The 15,767-nt window shown below is 67.9% G+C and carries 15 protein-coding genes, 1 tRNA gene and 2 rRNA genes (1 of these 18 cut by a window edge); 8 read left to right on the top strand and 10 right to left on the bottom strand.

The genetic code is table 11. The features are described from left to right. Positions 1–15: 15 nt before the first annotated feature. Positions 16–1,548, bottom strand: a complete 1,533-nt coding sequence (locus tag ACZOOI_RS15060; protein ID WP_465276356.1) for a helicase HerA-like domain-containing protein — start codon at positions 1,546–1,548, stop codon at positions 16–18. 168 nt (positions 1,549–1,716) lie between these two features. Here ACZOOI_RS15060 and ACZOOI_RS15055 point away from each other — a divergent pair, with 168 nt between their 5' ends. Both ACZOOI_RS15055 and ACZOOI_RS15050 read left to right on the top strand, forming a co-directional pair. Beyond that, the gene (locus ACZOOI_RS15055) at positions 1,717–2,013 is read left to right on the top strand and encodes a type II toxin-antitoxin system VapB family antitoxin (RefSeq protein ID WP_020556786.1); all 297 of its coding nucleotides are present in this window, start codon (positions 1,717–1,719) and stop codon (positions 2,011–2,013) included. A 145-nt stretch (positions 2,014–2,158) separates the two neighbouring features. Next, positions 2,159–2,761 (top strand): LytR C-terminal domain-containing protein, encoded by a 603-nt coding sequence (locus ACZOOI_RS15050; RefSeq protein ID WP_465276355.1) that lies wholly within the window; start codon positions 2,159–2,161, stop codon positions 2,759–2,761. Between the two features lie 131 nt (positions 2,762–2,892). Here the strand turns inward: ACZOOI_RS15050 and ACZOOI_RS15045 are convergent, their stop codons facing one another. Beyond that, entirely contained in the window at positions 2,893–3,783 is an 891-nt protein-coding gene (locus ACZOOI_RS15045; protein WP_465276354.1) for an NAD(P)-dependent oxidoreductase, read from the bottom strand. A 48-nt stretch (positions 3,784–3,831) separates the two neighbouring features. Between ACZOOI_RS15045 and ACZOOI_RS15040 the strand changes: the two genes are divergently transcribed. Continuing rightward, a complete protein-coding gene (locus tag ACZOOI_RS15040) occupies positions 3,832–4,239 on the top strand; it encodes a MerR family transcriptional regulator (RefSeq protein WP_465276353.1) in 408 nt (135 codons plus the stop codon). Positions 4,240–4,314: 75 nt separating this feature from the next. Here ACZOOI_RS15040 and ACZOOI_RS15035 read toward each other — a convergent pair. The 4 genes from ACZOOI_RS15035 to ACZOOI_RS15020 all read right to left on the bottom strand — a co-directional run bounded on the left by ACZOOI_RS15035 (position 4,315) and on the right by ACZOOI_RS15020 (position 5,729). Next, positions 4,315–4,401, bottom strand: a tRNA-Ser gene (locus ACZOOI_RS15035). Between the two features lie 10 nt (positions 4,402–4,411). Continuing rightward, positions 4,412–4,942, bottom strand: coding sequence for a tRNA adenosine(34) deaminase TadA (gene tadA / locus ACZOOI_RS15030; protein ID WP_465276352.1), 531 nt, complete (start codon positions 4,940–4,942; stop codon positions 4,412–4,414). A gap of 5 nt (positions 4,943–4,947) precedes the next feature. Further along, positions 4,948–5,457 carry a tRNA adenosine deaminase-associated protein gene (locus ACZOOI_RS15025; protein ID WP_465276351.1) on the bottom strand — a complete coding sequence of 170 codons (510 nt, stop codon included), beginning with the start codon at positions 5,455–5,457 and terminating at the stop codon, positions 4,948–4,950. Positions 5,458–5,540: 83 nt separating this feature from the next. After that, positions 5,541–5,729: a hypothetical protein gene (locus tag ACZOOI_RS15020; RefSeq protein ID WP_026219506.1), complete on the bottom strand. Its 189-nt coding sequence runs from the start codon at positions 5,727–5,729 to the stop codon at positions 5,541–5,543. 254 nt (positions 5,730–5,983) lie between these two features. Between ACZOOI_RS15020 and upp the strand changes: the two genes are divergently transcribed. From upp to ACZOOI_RS15000, 4 genes are all read left to right on the top strand, one after another. Then, entirely contained in the window at positions 5,984–6,625 is a 642-nt protein-coding gene (upp, locus tag ACZOOI_RS15015; protein ID WP_020556778.1) for a uracil phosphoribosyltransferase, read from the top strand. A gap of 361 nt (positions 6,626–6,986) precedes the next feature. Next, positions 6,987–7,154 carry a hypothetical protein gene (locus ACZOOI_RS15010; RefSeq protein WP_020556777.1) on the top strand — a complete coding sequence of 56 codons (168 nt, stop codon included), beginning with the start codon at positions 6,987–6,989 and terminating at the stop codon, positions 7,152–7,154. A 17-nt stretch (positions 7,155–7,171) separates the two neighbouring features. Further along, on the top strand, positions 7,172–7,696 hold the full coding sequence (locus tag ACZOOI_RS15005; protein ID WP_465276350.1) for a PH domain-containing protein: 525 nt from the start codon (positions 7,172–7,174) through the stop codon (positions 7,694–7,696). 248 nt (positions 7,697–7,944) lie between these two features. Continuing rightward, complete coding sequence (locus tag ACZOOI_RS15000) at positions 7,945–8,826, top strand: SigB/SigF/SigG family RNA polymerase sigma factor (RefSeq protein WP_396009268.1); 882 nt, start codon at positions 7,945–7,947, stop codon at positions 8,824–8,826. Positions 8,827–8,925: 99 nt separating this feature from the next. Here ACZOOI_RS15000 and ACZOOI_RS14995 read toward each other — a convergent pair whose 3' ends face one another. After that, on the bottom strand, positions 8,926–10,083 hold the full coding sequence (locus tag ACZOOI_RS14995; RefSeq protein WP_465276349.1) for a tyrosine-protein phosphatase: 1,158 nt from the start codon (positions 10,081–10,083) through the stop codon (positions 8,926–8,928). Between the two features lie 602 nt (positions 10,084–10,685). Between ACZOOI_RS14995 and ACZOOI_RS14990 the strand changes: the two genes are divergently transcribed. Next, entirely contained in the window at positions 10,686–12,479 is a 1,794-nt protein-coding gene (locus ACZOOI_RS14990; protein ID WP_465276348.1) for a protein phosphatase 2C domain-containing protein, read from the top strand. Positions 12,480–12,584: 105 nt separating this feature from the next. Here ACZOOI_RS14990 and ACZOOI_RS14985 read toward each other — a convergent pair whose 3' ends face one another. From ACZOOI_RS14985 to ACZOOI_RS14975, 3 genes are all read right to left on the bottom strand, one after another. Continuing rightward, complete coding sequence (locus ACZOOI_RS14985) at positions 12,585–12,767, bottom strand: hypothetical protein (RefSeq protein WP_391586252.1); 183 nt, start codon at positions 12,765–12,767, stop codon at positions 12,585–12,587. A gap of 72 nt (positions 12,768–12,839) precedes the next feature. After that, positions 12,840–12,956: ribosomal RNA gene (rrf, locus tag ACZOOI_RS14980) — 5S ribosomal RNA — on the bottom strand. 126 nt (positions 12,957–13,082) lie between these two features. Continuing rightward, positions 13,083–15,767 (bottom strand): 23S ribosomal RNA (locus ACZOOI_RS14975) (it continues 444 nt past the right edge of the window).

The raw sequence follows: 15,767 nt of genomic DNA, 5'->3' as shown, positions 1-15,767 counted from the left end.
CACCCGCCCGCCCGTTCAGCGTCTGCGGCGGGCGGTGCCGAACAGGCTGCGGGTGATCTCCCGGCCGATCTGGGTGCCCATCGAGCGAAGCACGGACTTCACCGCCGAATTACCCATCATTCGGTCCACCACGCCGGGTTCGGGCTCGTGCGCGCGCTCGGGCGCCGGCTCGCGCGCCGCGTCCGGTTCCGCGGGCGGCGCCTGAGCGGCCGTCAGCTTCTCGTACGCCGACTCGCGGTCCACGGCCGCGCCGTACTTGGCGAACTGCGGCGACCCGGCCAACGCCGCCTGCATCGCCTCCGTCGGGATCGGCGCCATCAGCGACGTCGGTGCGCGAAGCCGGGTCCAGGCCACCGGCGTCGGGGCACCGCTCTCGCCGAGCACGGTGACCACCGCCTCGCCGGTACCCGCCTGGGTGAGCACCTGCTCCAGGTCGTAGGTCGAGTGCGGGAACGTGGACACGGTGGCCTTGAGCGCCTTGGCGTCCTCGGGAGTGAAGGCGCGCAGCGCGTGCTGCACCCGATTGCCCAACTGGGACAGCACCTCGGCGGGCACGTCCCTCGGCGTCTGGGTGACGAAAAAGATACCGATGCCCTTGGACCGGATCAGCCGCACGGTCTGGGTGATCGCGGTCGAAAACGCCTTGGAGGCACCGGTGAACAGCAGGTGCGCCTCGTCGAAGAAGAACACCAGGCGCGGCCGATCCGGGTCGCCCACCTCCGGCAGATCGTGGAACAGGTCGGCGAGCAGCCACATCAGGAAGGTGGAGAACAACTGCGGCTTGTCCTGCACCGCCGCGAGTTCGAGCACCGAGACCACGCCGCGCCCCTCGGGGGTGGTGCGCAACAGGTCGGCGGTGTCGAAGTCCGGTTCGCCGAAGAACGCCCCGCCGCCGTTGTTCTCCAGCGTGATCAGCGCGCGCAGGATCACCCCGGCGGTGGCCGCGGACAGGCCGCCGATCCGCTTGAGTTCCGCCTTGCCCTCATCGTCCGTCAGGTACTGGATCACCGCGCGCAGGTCCTTGAGATCGACCAGTTCCAGTCCGCGCTCGTCGGCGAAGTGGAAGATCAGGCCGAGCGAGGACTCCTGGGTCTCGTTCAGGTCCAGCACCTTGGCCAGCAGGGTCGGCCCGAAGTCGGTGATCGTCGCCCGGATCGGCACGCCCGGTCCGATCCCGCCGAGCGCGTGGAACTCGGCCGGGCAGCCGGCCGGTTGCCAGTCCTGCCCGACCTCGGCCGCCCGCGCGGCGACCCGGTCGCCGGGCACGCCGGGCGCGGAAATGCCGGACAGGTCGCCCTTGACGTCCGCGAGGAAGACCGGCACGCCCTGCGCGGACAACTGCTCCGCGATCAGTTGCAGGGTCTTGGTCTTGCCGGTGCCGGTCGCGCCCGCGACCAGGCCGTGCCGATTGAGCACCGCGAGCGGGACACGCACCTGCGCCTGGGGATGCGCGGTGCCCTCGACCACGGCCGCGCCCAGTTCCAGGGCGGGCCCGGTGAAGGCGTATCCGGCCGTGATGGCCGCGATCGTGTCGTCCTGCTCGCTCATGCGCTCCTCCGCTTGCCGGGATGCGGAAGACGAATACACCGATAGGGCGAGAAATATCCCGATTGCCCCGCCGGATCGGCCATCCGAGCCGGCGTGATCCGCACCCCCGCTCCTTCTCTTCGGTGCCGGGTGGGGGTTAGGCGACCGCGATCCCGGTAGGCTGAGCCTGTGATCTTCAAGCGGATCGGTGACGGCAAACCGTACCCGGACCACGGGAGGTCGGGTGCCCGGCAATGGGCCGACATCGCCCCGCGGCCCGTGCGTCTGGACCAACTCATCACGACGAAGCGGCAACTCGACCTCGACACGCTGCTCGCCGAGGACTCGACCTTCTACGGCGACCTCTTCGCGCACGTCGTGAAATGGCAGGGCGACCTCTACCTGGAGGACGGACTGCATCGCGCGGTCCGGGCCGCGCTCCAACAGCGCCAGGTGCTGCACGCGCGCGTGCTCGAACTCGGCTGAGCACGCAACCCCGGCGGCCCGATCAGGTGGTCGTCTCGCGTACGGCCGTGCCCGGATACGCAAGGTGCCGCGTCGGCGCTAACCTCGACTCCATGGCGACCGGGATCACGGCCATGCCGTGCAGGAGGAGGACGGGGGCACACCGATGAGCATGCTCACTCCCCGCGGCATGGGAGGCCAGTACAAGATCACTGGCAAGCTGTATCCGCGGATGACGCGGCGCAGGCGACGCATGCCCGTCGTCATCGCGATCGTGGTCGGCCTGGTCGTGCTGGCCACGGCGGGCTGGGGCGTGTACCACTTCACGTCCGACGACAGCGGCGACAAGGCCGCCGCGTGCCCCTCGCCGACGGCCTCGGCCCCGCCGGCCGCCCCGCCCGCGGCGCTGCCCGAGCCCAAGACGATCACGGTGAACGTCTACAACGCGACCAAGCGGGGCGGTCTGGCCAAGACCGTCAGTGAGGCGCTCAAGGTGCGCGGCTTCACCATCGGCAAGGTGACCAACGACCCGCTGAACCAGCCGATCGCGGCCACCGCCGAGATCCGGCACGGCTTCCCCGGCGCCACTCCGGCGAAGGTGGTCGCGGCCCAGGTGGCGGCGAGCACCGACAAGGAGGACCAGCGCACCGACGGCACGGTCGACCTGGTGATCGGCGACGGCTGGACCGACCTGGCCACCCCCGAGGCGGCCGCCGCGATCCTGTCCCCGCCGCCCCCGCCGCCGGCGAGCCTGCCCCCGGGCTGCTGAGCCGCCGACGACCCCACCCGCTGCCGCCCCGCGCCCCCGCGGAGGCGGCAGCGGCACGCCGAGCCCGACCGCCCTGCCCGCTGGTTCGCTTGAGAGGGCCTCGGAGCGCCCGGGTCCGGGGCCGGGACGGATCAGTTTCGGCCGGGTTTGCCGAACTCTTCGATCAGCACGGGGTACTGCTCCCCGCCGTGTCCGGCGGCGATCGAGCGGTCGGCCATGGCCTTGATCAACCTCGGCAGTTCGGCGTTGACGCCCACCGCCTCGCTCTCCTCGATCAGGTGCGCCATCGCCCGCACGTCGGTCTCCAGAGCCGACACCTCGGCCGGGTACGAGCCGCGGGCGATCTGCTCGGCATAGCCGGGCAGCCATTCGGCCACACCGGCGGCGATCTGCCGCGCGAACGGCGCGAACGCCGTGGCGTCGACCCCGGCCGTCCCGACCAGGGCGGTGCCCTGGAGCCAGGCGTTCAGGACGCTCCACATCATGGCCAGGCCGGCCACGTCGTACAGTGCCGCCAGTCCGTGGTCCGCACCGAGGTGGGTGACGGTGCCGAGCGCCTCGAGTATCGACTTGTGCGCCTCGAAGTACGGCTGCGGCCCACTGTGCAAAATCACCGCCTCGGCGGTCCCGATCGCCGACGGAATGGCCATGATGGCGCCGTCCAGGTATCGGGCGCCGCGCTCCTCGGCCCACCGGGCGGCTTCCCGGGCCTGGGCCGAGTCGCCCGACGTCAGGTTGATCAACATCGTGCCGTGCAACGCGCCGGCACTCGCACCGAGCAATTCGTACACGGCCTGGTAGTCGGTGACGCAAATGATCGCCACCGAACCCGCCTTCAGCGCATCGTCGACCGTCGGCGCCAGGCGGGCCCCTTCGGCCACCAACCGGTCGGCTCGGGCCGGCGTACGGTTCCACACGGTGGTGGGGTGCCCGGCCTTCAGGAAGGCGCCGGCGAGCGCCCGACCCATCAGTCCGAGTCCGATGACGCTCACGGCCACGGGTGTATCGCTTGTGTTGTTCATGGCAGCATCGTCAACGTTGATACCGGTATGAAGGTCAAGTGAGGTTCGATGCGGATCGGGGAACTGAGTCGTCGGACGGGCGTCAACGCCCATCAGTTGCGCTACTACGAGGCCCAGGGCCTGTTGACGGCCGACCGCGGCACGAACGGCTACCGCGAGTACGACGAGACCGCCGTGCTGCGGGTGAAACAGATCCGGCACCTGCTCGGCGCCCGGCTGTCCTCCGAGGACATCGCGTACCTGCTGCCCTGCGCGGTCGGAGAGGCCCCGGAACTGCCCGGGTGTCCCGAACTGCTCGCCGCGATGCGGTCACGGCTGCGTCGCCTGGAGGATCAGCTGGACCTGCTCGCCCGATCCCGCGACGCCCTCGCCGACTACATCGACGCAGCCGAACGAACGGGCGCCGACACCTACCCACCCTTCGACGACACCGCCCTGGAGCCCCTCCCCGCCTGAACGGCCGAACGGGGCCGGACACGAAAAAGGACCCGACCGCATGCGGTCGGGTCCTTCATTCGTCCTGCTCAAGAGCGGTAGCGGTGGGATTTGAACCCACGGATAGCTTGCACCATCACACGCTTTCGAGGCGTGCTCCTTAGGCCACTCGGACACGCTACCGAGAGAGAGCTTACCGGATGCCGGGGTGTGCTTCGTAACCGGTTTCCGGGGAGCGGGTGTGGGTGAAGAAGTCGCGCAGGACGGCGGTGCAGTCCGCCGCCGCGACGCCGCCGAGCACCTCGGGGCGGTGGTTGAGGCCCCGGTCGCGCAGGACGTCCCACAGTGAGCCGGCGGCGCCGGCCTTGGGGTCCCAGGCGCCGAAGACCACCCGGTCCACCCGGGCCAGCACGAGGGCGCCCGCGCACATCGTGCAGGGCTCCAGGGTGACCACCAGGGTGCATCCGGACAGGCGCCACTCACCGACGGCCTTGGCGGCCTCGCGCAGAGCGAGGATCTCGGCGTGGGCCGTCGGGTCGCCGTGCGCCTCGCGTTCGTTGCGGCCGCGGCCGAGCACCGCGCCGTCCGGGCCGAGCACCACGCACCCCACCGGCACATCCCCGGTGTCGACCGCCAGGGCCGCCTCGGCCAGGGCCAGCCGCATGGCCGGCTCCCACCTGCGCAACGCGGGGTCGAACGGGGGCTCGGGCACCGGTGGGGGCATCGTGCTCAGCGGACCGTCTCCAACTCGTCCGCGCAGCCCAGACGTTCCGCTATCACCGCGATGGCGTCCGCCGGCAGACCCGCCTCGCCGGCGAGGTCGGCCAGCAGCTGGGCCGACACGCCCAGGTCCACGAGCACCGTCTCGTCGCCGGCGGGGCCGGGCGGCAGCATGGCCTCGTCGTCCTCCTCCAGGCCGTCCAGCACGTCGGCCGTCAGCAACGCGTCCGCGTAGGCGCTGCGGGACACCGCGGCCACGTCGGAGACGTAGATGCGCGGATCCTCCTCACCGTCCACTCGGACGACCGCGAACCAGGTGTCCTCCTGTTCGACGAACAAAAGCACCGGCTCGTCGTCCACCGCCGCCGACCGTGCCAGCGCGGTCATCCCCGCCGAGTCCTCGACATCGTCGAGGTCGGCTTCACGGGCCTCCCACTGCTCGTCTGTACGTACGAGCACTGCGGCGAAGTACGCCACGGGACTCTCCAAGATCGTTCGCTTCGGCGTTGTCCCTCGCATCGTGGCAGATACCGGACCACGACGACGGGAATTGGCGCACGTTGACGAACAAGGTCACCGAGACGATCAAGGATCGGTCGAATTCAGTAACGGAACGTACGCATCCGCATCATCTGCCGTAGCCGCTCATTGCGCACGCGTCGCGGCTGGATGCGGGCCCGCAGCTCGCGCGCCTCGGCCAGTTCGCGCAGGAAGAGGGTGCGCCGGCGGCGGCGCGCCGCCTCCTCCTCGCGGCGCTCGGCCGCCGTCGTTCGAGGTTCCCGACTCTCCATCACCACGCCCCTGGGCTCGAAATGCCTCCGGAACCGACGTGGCAGTAGTTCCCGGGACGCGCCGGCTCAGTCATCGACACCGGTAGGTGGCACCGGATGCGTGTTCGCAAATCGGTGCAACGATCGCAATTTGCCCGACATTCCCGCAAACACACGAGTCGGGCCGGTCGCCCGGTCGGCGAATGCCACCGAACACGCCTCGAATGCGACAACCCGGCCGGGTCGCCGCCAGGCCAAACGGCTAATGTCGCAGCATGCGGATTCACGTCGTCGACCATCCTCTGGTGGCCCACAAGCTCTCCACCCTGCGCGACCGGCGCACCGACTCGCCGACCTTCCGGAGGCTTGCCGACGAACTGGTCACGCTGCTCGCCTACGAGGCGACCCGAGGCGTACGCGTCGACCCGGTGGCGATCAGCACGCCGGTCAGCGAGACCACCGGCGTCAAGCTCTCCTACCCGCGTCCGCTGGTGGTGCCGATCCTGCGGGCCGGGCTGGGCATGCTCGACGGCATGGTGCGGCTGCTGCCGACGGCCGAGGTCGGCTTCCTCGGGATGATCCGCAACGAGGACACCCTCGAACCGTCGACCTACGCGACCCGGATGCCGGACGACCTCAGCGGCCGGCAGGCGTACGTGCTCGACCCGATGCTCGCCACCGGCGGCACCCTGATCGCGGCCACCAAGCTGCTTCTGGATCGCGGCGCGCACGACGTGACCGCGATCTGCCTGCTCGCCGCGCCCGAGGGCGTCAAGGTGATGCAGGAGGCGTTCCAGGACACCGAGGCCAACGTCACCGTCGTGACCGCGTCGATTGACGAGCGGCTCAACGAGCACGGCTACATCGTCCCGGGCCTGGGCGACGCGGGCGACCGGCTGTACGGCACCGCCGGCTAGGGGCGGCCGCCGGAAAGGGCTCGGAGTGCCGCTCGGCCCATCCGGTCGACCCCGGCACCCACCTGCGGGTTCGGCCGTCCGGGGGCGGCTCGCGAGCGCGGGCGCCAAGCGGGACCAAGGCCCTTCCACGTCAGGCCGAACGCCGGATGCGCGGCGGCACACCTCGGCGCATGCTGGAAGGGTGCCCGGGGCTGGGCAGGAGCCCCGCAGGCACCCGGGACTGTTTGCCGATGCTGCAAAGGTACGACCCACCTTTGCTCCGGCGGGGGTCCCACAGGGGAGAGGAAGTGGCCGGTCCCCCCGCGGCTGCTCCCTCTCCCCTATTGTTTCTCCCCGACACCTCATTCGGGGAGGCGGGGAGATGCAGGCGCAGACCAAAAGGATCCTGACGCTGCTCCTGATCGTTTTCGTCATCTACACGATCATCGCCACGCCGGAAAAGGCATCCGACCTGGTAGCGCAGTGGTTCCAGGCGATGTCGTCCGCCGCCAAGTGGTGTGGCGATCAGATCAGCGGCTGGACGAGCTGAGGCGGGCACGTCGAGAGGTGGGGGCGGGACCGGTCACCGGCTCCACCGTCGACCCACACGCGATACGCAGATACCTGCTGCCCACCGAGACCTGCGCGATAGCGGTGCGTCGGCACTGGGCGATCATCCTGCGCCCGCTGGCGACCACCGCCCTCGGGATGGCCCTGTTGCTCCTGCTGCTGTGGTATTTCCCGGCCGAGAACCTGGCCGTGCGCTACGGCGTGTGGCCGATCGGGGCGGGACTCCTGCTGTGGTGCTCGGGGCACGTACTCACCTGGCGCAACGACTACTTCATCGTGACCGACAAGCGGATCATCCTGGCCGGCGGGCTGATCGCCAAGCGGGTCAACATGATGCCGCTGGCCAAGGTGACCGACATGAGCTACCGGCGCACGCCGGGCGGCCGAATACTCGGGCACGGGACGTTCGTGATGGAGTCCGCCGGGCAGGATCAACCACTCAAGGAGGTCGGTTACGTGCCCCGGCCCGACGCCGTCTACCTCAAGGTGTGCGATCAATTGTTCGGTCCCGACGTCGACTAATCGGCATGACCGGCGAGTAACACGAAACAGCTGGTAAAACCTCGAATTTTCTTTGCGGTGATTTGCGGCTTTCGTACTGTCGACATGCCGCTAGATACACCCGCATCACCTGACAAATCGGTGATGTCGCAAGGGGTTTGGGGCGGTGACCCGCGCCGGTAAGGGGGTACCGAACGACGGCTGCCGTTCCACCATGGCCGGCAGCGGCCAGGTTCCGCTCCAGGACCGACGAGGAGGTGGGCTCTCCAGTGCTGCTGCGAGATGCTTCCCACGAGGGCACGGCCGGCTCGATCGCCGACCGGGCCGCGCCCGCGCGCCTTCCCCGTACCGGCATCCCCCGCGTTCGCGCGGTCAGGGGTTCCGGCACCGACACCCCCCAGGACACGCGCACGCTGTCCCGAACCCTCCTGCTCCGCCTCACCGATGTCGTCGAGGGATCGGCCGAGCACGCCTACGTGCGCAGCACCCTGGTCGAGCTGAACCTGCCCCTGGTGCGCTTCGCGGCCAACCGCTTCCGCAGTCGCACGGACCAGTACGAGGACGTGCTCCAGGTGGGCACGATCGGGCTGATCAAGGCGATAGACCGCTTCGACCCGCATCGCGGCGTCGAGTTCCCCACCTACGCGGTGCCGACCATCATCGGCGAGATCAAGCGCTTCTTCCGGGACACCTCGTGGAGCGTGCGGGTACCGCGCCGGCTCCAGGAGTTGCGCCTGGCGCTGGCCGAGGCCACCGAGCAGTTCAACCACAAGTACGACCGCGCCCCGACAGTGGTCGAGCTCGCCAAACACCTGAACCTGACCGTCGAGGAGATCCTCGAGGGCATGGAGGCGGCCAACGCCTACTCGCCTGCGTCGCTGGACGCACACGACCTCGACGACGATCGCGACAACGCGCTGATCGCCCGGTTGGGACAAGAGGACGAGGCGCTCGACGGCGTCGAGTACCGCGAGGCACTGCGACCGTTGCTGGCTCGGATGAGTCCGCGCGACCGGCAGATCATCATGCTGCGCTTCTTCGGCAACATGACGCAGTCGCAGATCGGCGAGCGGCTGGGGATCTCGCAGATGCACGTGTCCCGCCTGCTGGCCCGTGCGCTGGCGCGCCTGCGCGCCGATCTGTCCGCCTGAGCGAACCGGCCCCGACCGCTGCCCGGCAATGACCCTGACGGTGCGTCAGAGCCCTTGCCGGGCGGCAGGTCGAGGCCGTCCGCGAGGTCGACCGGGTGCTCAGAGGGTGAGCAGCCGTGCCCGGAGCTTGAGTTCGGTGATCGGGTCGATGCCCAGACCCGTGCGCAGGTAGTCGTCGAACGAGCCGTACTTCGTCTGCACCTGCGCGAACGCCGTGTCCAGGTACGACTTCTGCACGTACAGGAGCGGGTCCATCAGGCTCGGATCCTGCATCAGCCCGGCGGCCTTGAGACCGGCCTTCGTGCCCTCGTTGCGGGCCCGAAGGTTGTCGTTCGAGGCGAGGTAGTCGGCGTAGACGGTGGCGTCGTCGACACCGAGCGCCTTGAGGACGATCGCGGTCATCCACCCGGTGCGGTCCTTGCCCGCCGTGCAGTTGTAGATCACCCTCTTGCCGTCCGCGATGTCCCGCAGCACGGTGGTGAACTGCGCACGCTGGGCCGGGTCGTCGACGAAGCCGCGGTAGATGTTCTCCAGCGCGGCGGCGGCCTTGCCGTCGCCCAGCAGCTCCTGCTGCTTGATTGGATCCCGGCTGCCCACCGCGGCGTTGGTGATGTTGGTCAGGTTGCCGTCGGCGATCGGCAGGTTCTTGATCGGGGTGCCCGCGGGCAGTCGGTTCACGCCGTTGCCGGCGATCTCGGTGTCCGTACGGAAGTCCGCGGCCTCGTCCACGCCCAGGCTCGCGAGCCGGGCCACGTCCGCGTCGGTCGCCTTGCCGAGCGCGTCGGTACGGAAGACCTGGCCGTACTTGACGGTCAGGCCCCGATCGGTGCGGTAGCCGCCGATGTCGCGCGCGTTGGGCGCACTCTGCAGGCCCAGCGAGCGCGGTGCGGTGACCACGCCGACGAACGGGCCGACCGGGGTGACGTTGAAGTACCAGCGCTGGGCCGGGTCCAGGCCGGACACGGTCAGCGAGGTGCCTTGGGTGGTGCCGACGAGCCGGGTGAAGCGATCCACGTCGGTGGACGCGTACACGTGCATCGGGCCGGGCCACCGGTCGGTCCAGGTGATCGTGTACGTACCGGCCGCGTCGGCCGTGGCCGACGCGCTCGTGACGATGCCGAGTCCGCCTCGGGCCGAGACGTTGGCGTCGCTGCTGCCCGCGTCGGCCGAGGCCGACGAGGTCACCGCGACGGATCCGCCGAGCGTGAGCGCCGCCGTGACGGCGAGGGTCGCGAGGCGGGTGGTGCGTATGCGCATGCGGTTGTGCTCCCGAAGAGGAAGTGTTCGTGAGCGCGCGGGAACCACCTGGAAAACAACCGGTCGTTGCTACCGCGCGACGAGCACCACTGTAGTGACGACCAGGTCACTTGCTCCAGACGGTGCCGTATGGAGAGACGAACGCATCATCGGCGACGGGGCGGTGCATCGGCGGAGAGCGACGAACACCTCACCCGAGAGGGGCCGCGCACCGGTACGGCATCCACCGGTGCTCGCGTCGACCGCCGACCGGAAGACCAACCACCCGTATTTTCCGGCCACTTCGCTTAACGGCCGTCGACCCGACCGATCCGGCAGATCCGCGGCCCGGACGGGGAACGCCGGCACGGTGTCCGAGAGTTTCCGTGATACGCCGTCAAATAGGTACCGAGCACGGGGATTCCGGGTAGGAGCCCGCCATCCGCACGGTGATCCGGACGGCCCTGCGGCAAAGTGGGGGCCAATGCGCGCGCGTGCGCACACGGGCACGGGCCGTGCACGCTATACCTGTTGATACCTGTCGCACGGGTGGGGGGACGGTACGCCCACCGGCGACACGACGGGACCGGCTCGCCGGCCGGCCCGACGCGAAGGAGGAAGCCGTGCCGGACGGTACCAGCAAGCGCCACACCCCCGGCGATGGTTCGCCGGCCGAGCCCATCCCGCGAGCACAGGGTCCACGACGTCCCGGCGCGACCGGTCGCGAACGTCCCGATCCGGACTACGACCGTCGGCCGGATCCCGACTACGACCGTCGCCCCGACCCGGAGTACGACCGCAACGGCGTCGCGCCCGAGGGGCCGATGGGCTACCCGGACCCGGCACCGGATCAGGGCGGACGCCGCTCCGGCCGGGCGCGCCGGGTCGCGAACTGGTTCGGCTTCGGCGCACCCGCCGAGGAGGAGGAGCCGGATCCCTACGACCGCCGACCCGGCTTCGGGCGGCGCGATCCGTACGAGGCCGACGCCGGCTACGACTACGGCCGCGACCAGGGCCCGGAGTACGACGCCGACTACGACGCGGCCCCGCCCCCGACGTCGGGACGCACCCGGCGGCGGACCGGCTCCTCGCACTGGGAAGACGTCATGCTCGGCTCCTCGCCGTCCCCCGGCACGCCGATGTCGGACAGCATTCCCGGCGACACCATGCCGCCCGACCGACTGCACCGCGAGCCGCAGGGCGTACTGCCCCCGTCCCGCGGCACCTCACGCCCGGGACGCCGCGAGGACCCGACGCCGAAGTGGCAGCCGGAGCCCGAGGACGACATCGAACCCGCCGATCCGATGGATCCGGTCGACCCGCTCGACCCGGGACCGAGCCCGGCGTCCGAACGCCGCCCGAACTACCCGCCGATCCCCAAGCGCAGGCCCGCCCCGGCGGCGGAGTCCGATCGGGCGACGGTCGACACGATGCCCGCCCTCGACGACGAGCCCGACGACCGACGCCGGTTCGACGCCGGCACCGCACCGGATCAGGACGACGACGGCGGGCCCGGCACCTCGTTCGTGCCGGTGCCCGCGGCCCCCCGCGTGCCCTACCGCCCCGGACCGGCCGCGGAGAGCGTGGCCGACGAGGTACCCCGAAGGATGTTGCGCATGTTGCCCCCACCCGCGCTCGCCGACGGCGGCGGCATGGTCGTCGACGGTGGCCGACTGGGCCGGTTGAACGTTCGCGCCGCCGGCGTCCGCGGCGAACTGCACCAGCAGCAGGGCCTGCCGAGGCAGAACTGCTTCGCCGTCGGGCCGGACCCGAGCGCGCGGTGGACCATCGCGATCGTCTGCGACGGCGTCGACAACGCGCACGCGTCCGAACTCGCCGCGCAGATCGCGGTCCGCAGCGCCTACCGCACGGTCGCCAGGATGGTCGCACGCGAACGACACGAGAACTGGGACTGGGCCGGGGTGCAGGCCGAGGTCGAGGAGGACCTGCGCACCAGGCTCGCCGGAACCGCCGACCGGGCACACGAGCTCGGCCGCTCGGAACCTGCCACACGCCTGGCGATATTGGTCACCGCTGCGGATCCGCTGGAGGACGATCGGGTCGACATGGCCGTGCTCGGCGACAGCACCGTGCTCCGCCTGGCCCAGGGTGGTTGGCGTGCGCCGCTGGGCATCCGGGACGCGTCCGTGGAGACCGCCCCCGCGGCGATCCCCGACCAGGCGGGCGACGACCAGCTTCGCATCTGCCGAACCACGTGGCGTCCGACCGACGTTCTGGTCATGATGACCGGCGGCTTCGCCGAGGCACTCGGTCAGCCCACGGCCGGACTCGCGCCACGTCTCGCCGAGGATTGGCGTACGCCGCCGTCCCTCTTCGATTACCTGCGCGACGTGGACGAGGGCCTTCGCCTGCGCGAGGACGACGGTTGTGTGGTCGCCCTGTGGCCGTCGCCGTGACCGACTGAGCCACCCACCCGCGCGGTGATCACCGCTGCGGCGAATACCGATTCACCGCATACCTCGGGCGGGTCCCCGAACAATTGGGGCCCGCCCGTCGGTATGTCAGCTGACGGCAATGAGTACGGCCACCGCGACGACGATGATCGCGATCACGACCCCGGCGATCAACATCACCGGCGGGGTGCTGCGCCGGGCCGGTTCGCCGGGGGCCGCAGGGCGGTCCTCGTTCACGAAAGCCCGGAACATCTGAGTACTGGCTGCAGGATCCATCTCGTTGTCAGGCATGCGCACGACCATACCGCACTCGAAAAACGCAAAAGGCCCATCCCTGTTCGGGATGGGCCTTTCACACGTAAATTCCGGCGGCGTCCTACTCTCCCACACCCCTTCGAGTGCAGTACCATCGGCGCTGGAGAGCTTAGCTTCCGGGTTCGGAATGAGACCGGGCGTTTCCTCTCCGCCAAGACCACCGGAAAACCATCGAACCCAACAATAGGGTCGTTCGGTGAACCAGAAATCACATGCGGTGATTCAATTATCAAAACGGGTTCCCCGAAACCGATTGCGGTTCGGGAACCACACAGTGGACGCGTAGCAACTGAGGACAAGTCCTCGGCCTATTAGTACCGGTCAGCTCCACCCCTTACAGGGCTTCCACACCCGGCCTATCAACCCGATCGTCTCTCGGGGGCCTTACCCAACCGAAGTTGGTGGGAGTCCTCATCTCGAAGCAAGCTTCCCGCTTAGATGCTTTCAGCGGTTATCCCTCCCGAACGTAGCCAACCAGCCATGCCCTTGGCAGAACAACTGGCACACCAGAGGTTCGTCCGTCCCGGTCCTCTCGTACTAGGGACAGCCCTTCTCAAGACTCCTACGCGCACAGCGGATAGGGACCGAACTGTCTCACGACGTTCTAAACCCAGCTCGCGTACCGCTTTAATGGGCGAACAGCCCAACCCTTGGGACCTACTCCAGCCCCAGGATGCGACGAGCCGACATCGAGGTGCCAAACCATCCCGTCGATATGGACTCTTGGGGAAGATCAGCCTGTTATCCCCGGGGTACCTTTTATCCGTTGAGCGACGGCGCTTCCACAAGCCACCGCCGGATCACTAGTCCCTGCTTTCGCACCTGCTCGACCTGTCGGTCTCACAGTCAAGCTCCCTTGTGCACTTACACTCGACACCTGATTGCCAACCAGGATGAGGGAACCTTTGGGCGCCTCCGTTACCCTTTAGGAGGCAACCGCCCCAGTTAAACTACCCATCAGACACTGTCCCTGATCCGGATCACGGACCCAGGTTAGACATCCAGCACGACCAGAGTGGTATTTCAACGATGACTCCACGAACACTGGCGTGTCCGCTTCAAAGTCTCCCACCTATCCTACACAAGCCGAACCGAACACCAATATCAAACTATAGTAAAGGTCCCGGGGTCTTTCCGTCCTGCTGCGCGAAACGAGCATCTTTACTCGTAGTGCAATTTCACCGGGCCTGTGGTTGAGACAGTCGAGAAGTCGTTACGCCATTCGTGCAGGTCGGAACTTACCCGACAAGGAATTTCGCTACCTTAGGATGGTTATAGTTACCACCGCCGTTTACTGGCGCTTAAGTTCTCAGCCTCGCCCCGAAGAGCTAACCGGTCCCCTTAACGTTCCAGCACCGGGCAGGCGTCAGTCCGTATACATCGTCTTACGACTTCGCACGGACCTGTGTTTTTAGTAAACAGTCGCTTCTCGCTGGTCTCTGCGGCCACCACCAGCTCGGAGAGCAAGTCTCCTCACCAACAATGGCCCCCCTTCTCCCGAAGTTACGGGGGCATTTTGCCGAGTTCCTTAACCACAGTTCACCCGAACGCCTTAGTATTCTCTACCTGACCACCTGAGTCGGTTTGGGGTACGGGCCGCCACGACACTCGCTAGAGGCTTTTCTCGGCAGCATAGGATCATCCACTTCCCCACAATCGGGTCGGCATCAGGTCTCAGGCTCGTGTTGTGCGGATTTGCCTACACAACGCCCTACACCCTTACCCCGGGACTACCACCGCCCGGGCTGGACTACCTTCCTGCGTCACCCCATCGCTCACCTACTACCCGATTGGTTCGGCGGCTCCACCAAAACCGTTCACCCGAAGGATCCCGGCGGCTTCACGGCCTTAACATCACGAGGTTCAGCGCTGGCGCATCGTAGCGGGTACGGGAATATCAACCCGTTGTCCATCGACTACGCCTGTCGGCCTCGCCTTAGGTCCCGACTTACCCTGGGCGGATTAGCCTGCCCCAGGAACCCTTGGTCATCCGGCGCACACGTTTCTCACGTGTGATTCGCTACTCATGCCTGCATTCTCACTCGTGCAGCGTCCACCGCTGGTTTCCACCGCGACTTCACTCGCTGCACGACGCTCCCCTACCCATCCGTACGCCTGAACCACGAAGGCTTGGCTATATGCACGAATGACACGACTTCGGCGGTGCGCTTGAGCCCCGCTACATTATCGGCGCGGAATCACTTGACCAGTGAGCTATTACGCACTCTTTCAAGGGTGGCTGCTTCTAAGCCAACCTCCTGGTTGTCTCTGCGACTCCACATCCTTTCCCACTTAGCGCACGCTTGGGGGCCTTAGTCGGTGCTCTGGGCTGTTTCCCTCTCGACCACGGAGCTTATCCCCCGCAGTCTCACTGCCGCGCTCTCACTTACCGGCATTCGGAGTTTGGCTTATCTCAGTAACCTGGTGAGGCCCATCAACAATCCAGTGCTCTACCTCCGGCAAGAAACACACGACGCTGCACCTAAATGCATTTCGGGGAGAACCAGCTATCACGGAGTTTGATTGGCCTTTCACCCCTAACCACAGGTCATCCCCCAGGTTTTCAACCCTGGTGGGTTCGGGCCTCCACACGGTCTTACCCGCGCTTCACCCTGCCCATGGCTAGATCACTCCGCTTCGGGTCTTGGGCGCGCGACTCAATCGCCCTGTTCGGACTCGCTTTCGCTACGGCTACCCCACACGGGTTAACCTCGCCACACACCGCAAACTCGCAGGCTCATTCTTCAAAAGGCACGCAGTCACGGCCACCCACGACTAAACGCGGATGACGACGCTCCCACGGCTTGTAGGCACACGGTTTCAGGTACTATTTCACTCCCCTCCCGGGGTACTTTTCACCTTTCCCTCACGGTACTAGTCCGCTATCGGTCACCAGGGAATATTTAGGCTTAGCGGGTGGTCCCGCCGGATTCACACGGGATTTCTCGGGCCCCGTGCTACTTGGGAAATGCGCAA

Source organism: Embleya sp. L77, from assembly GCF_055557415.1.
The sequence above is the reverse complement of the archived record's forward strand: the minus strand, read 5'-3'. Positions and strand labels throughout refer to the sequence as shown.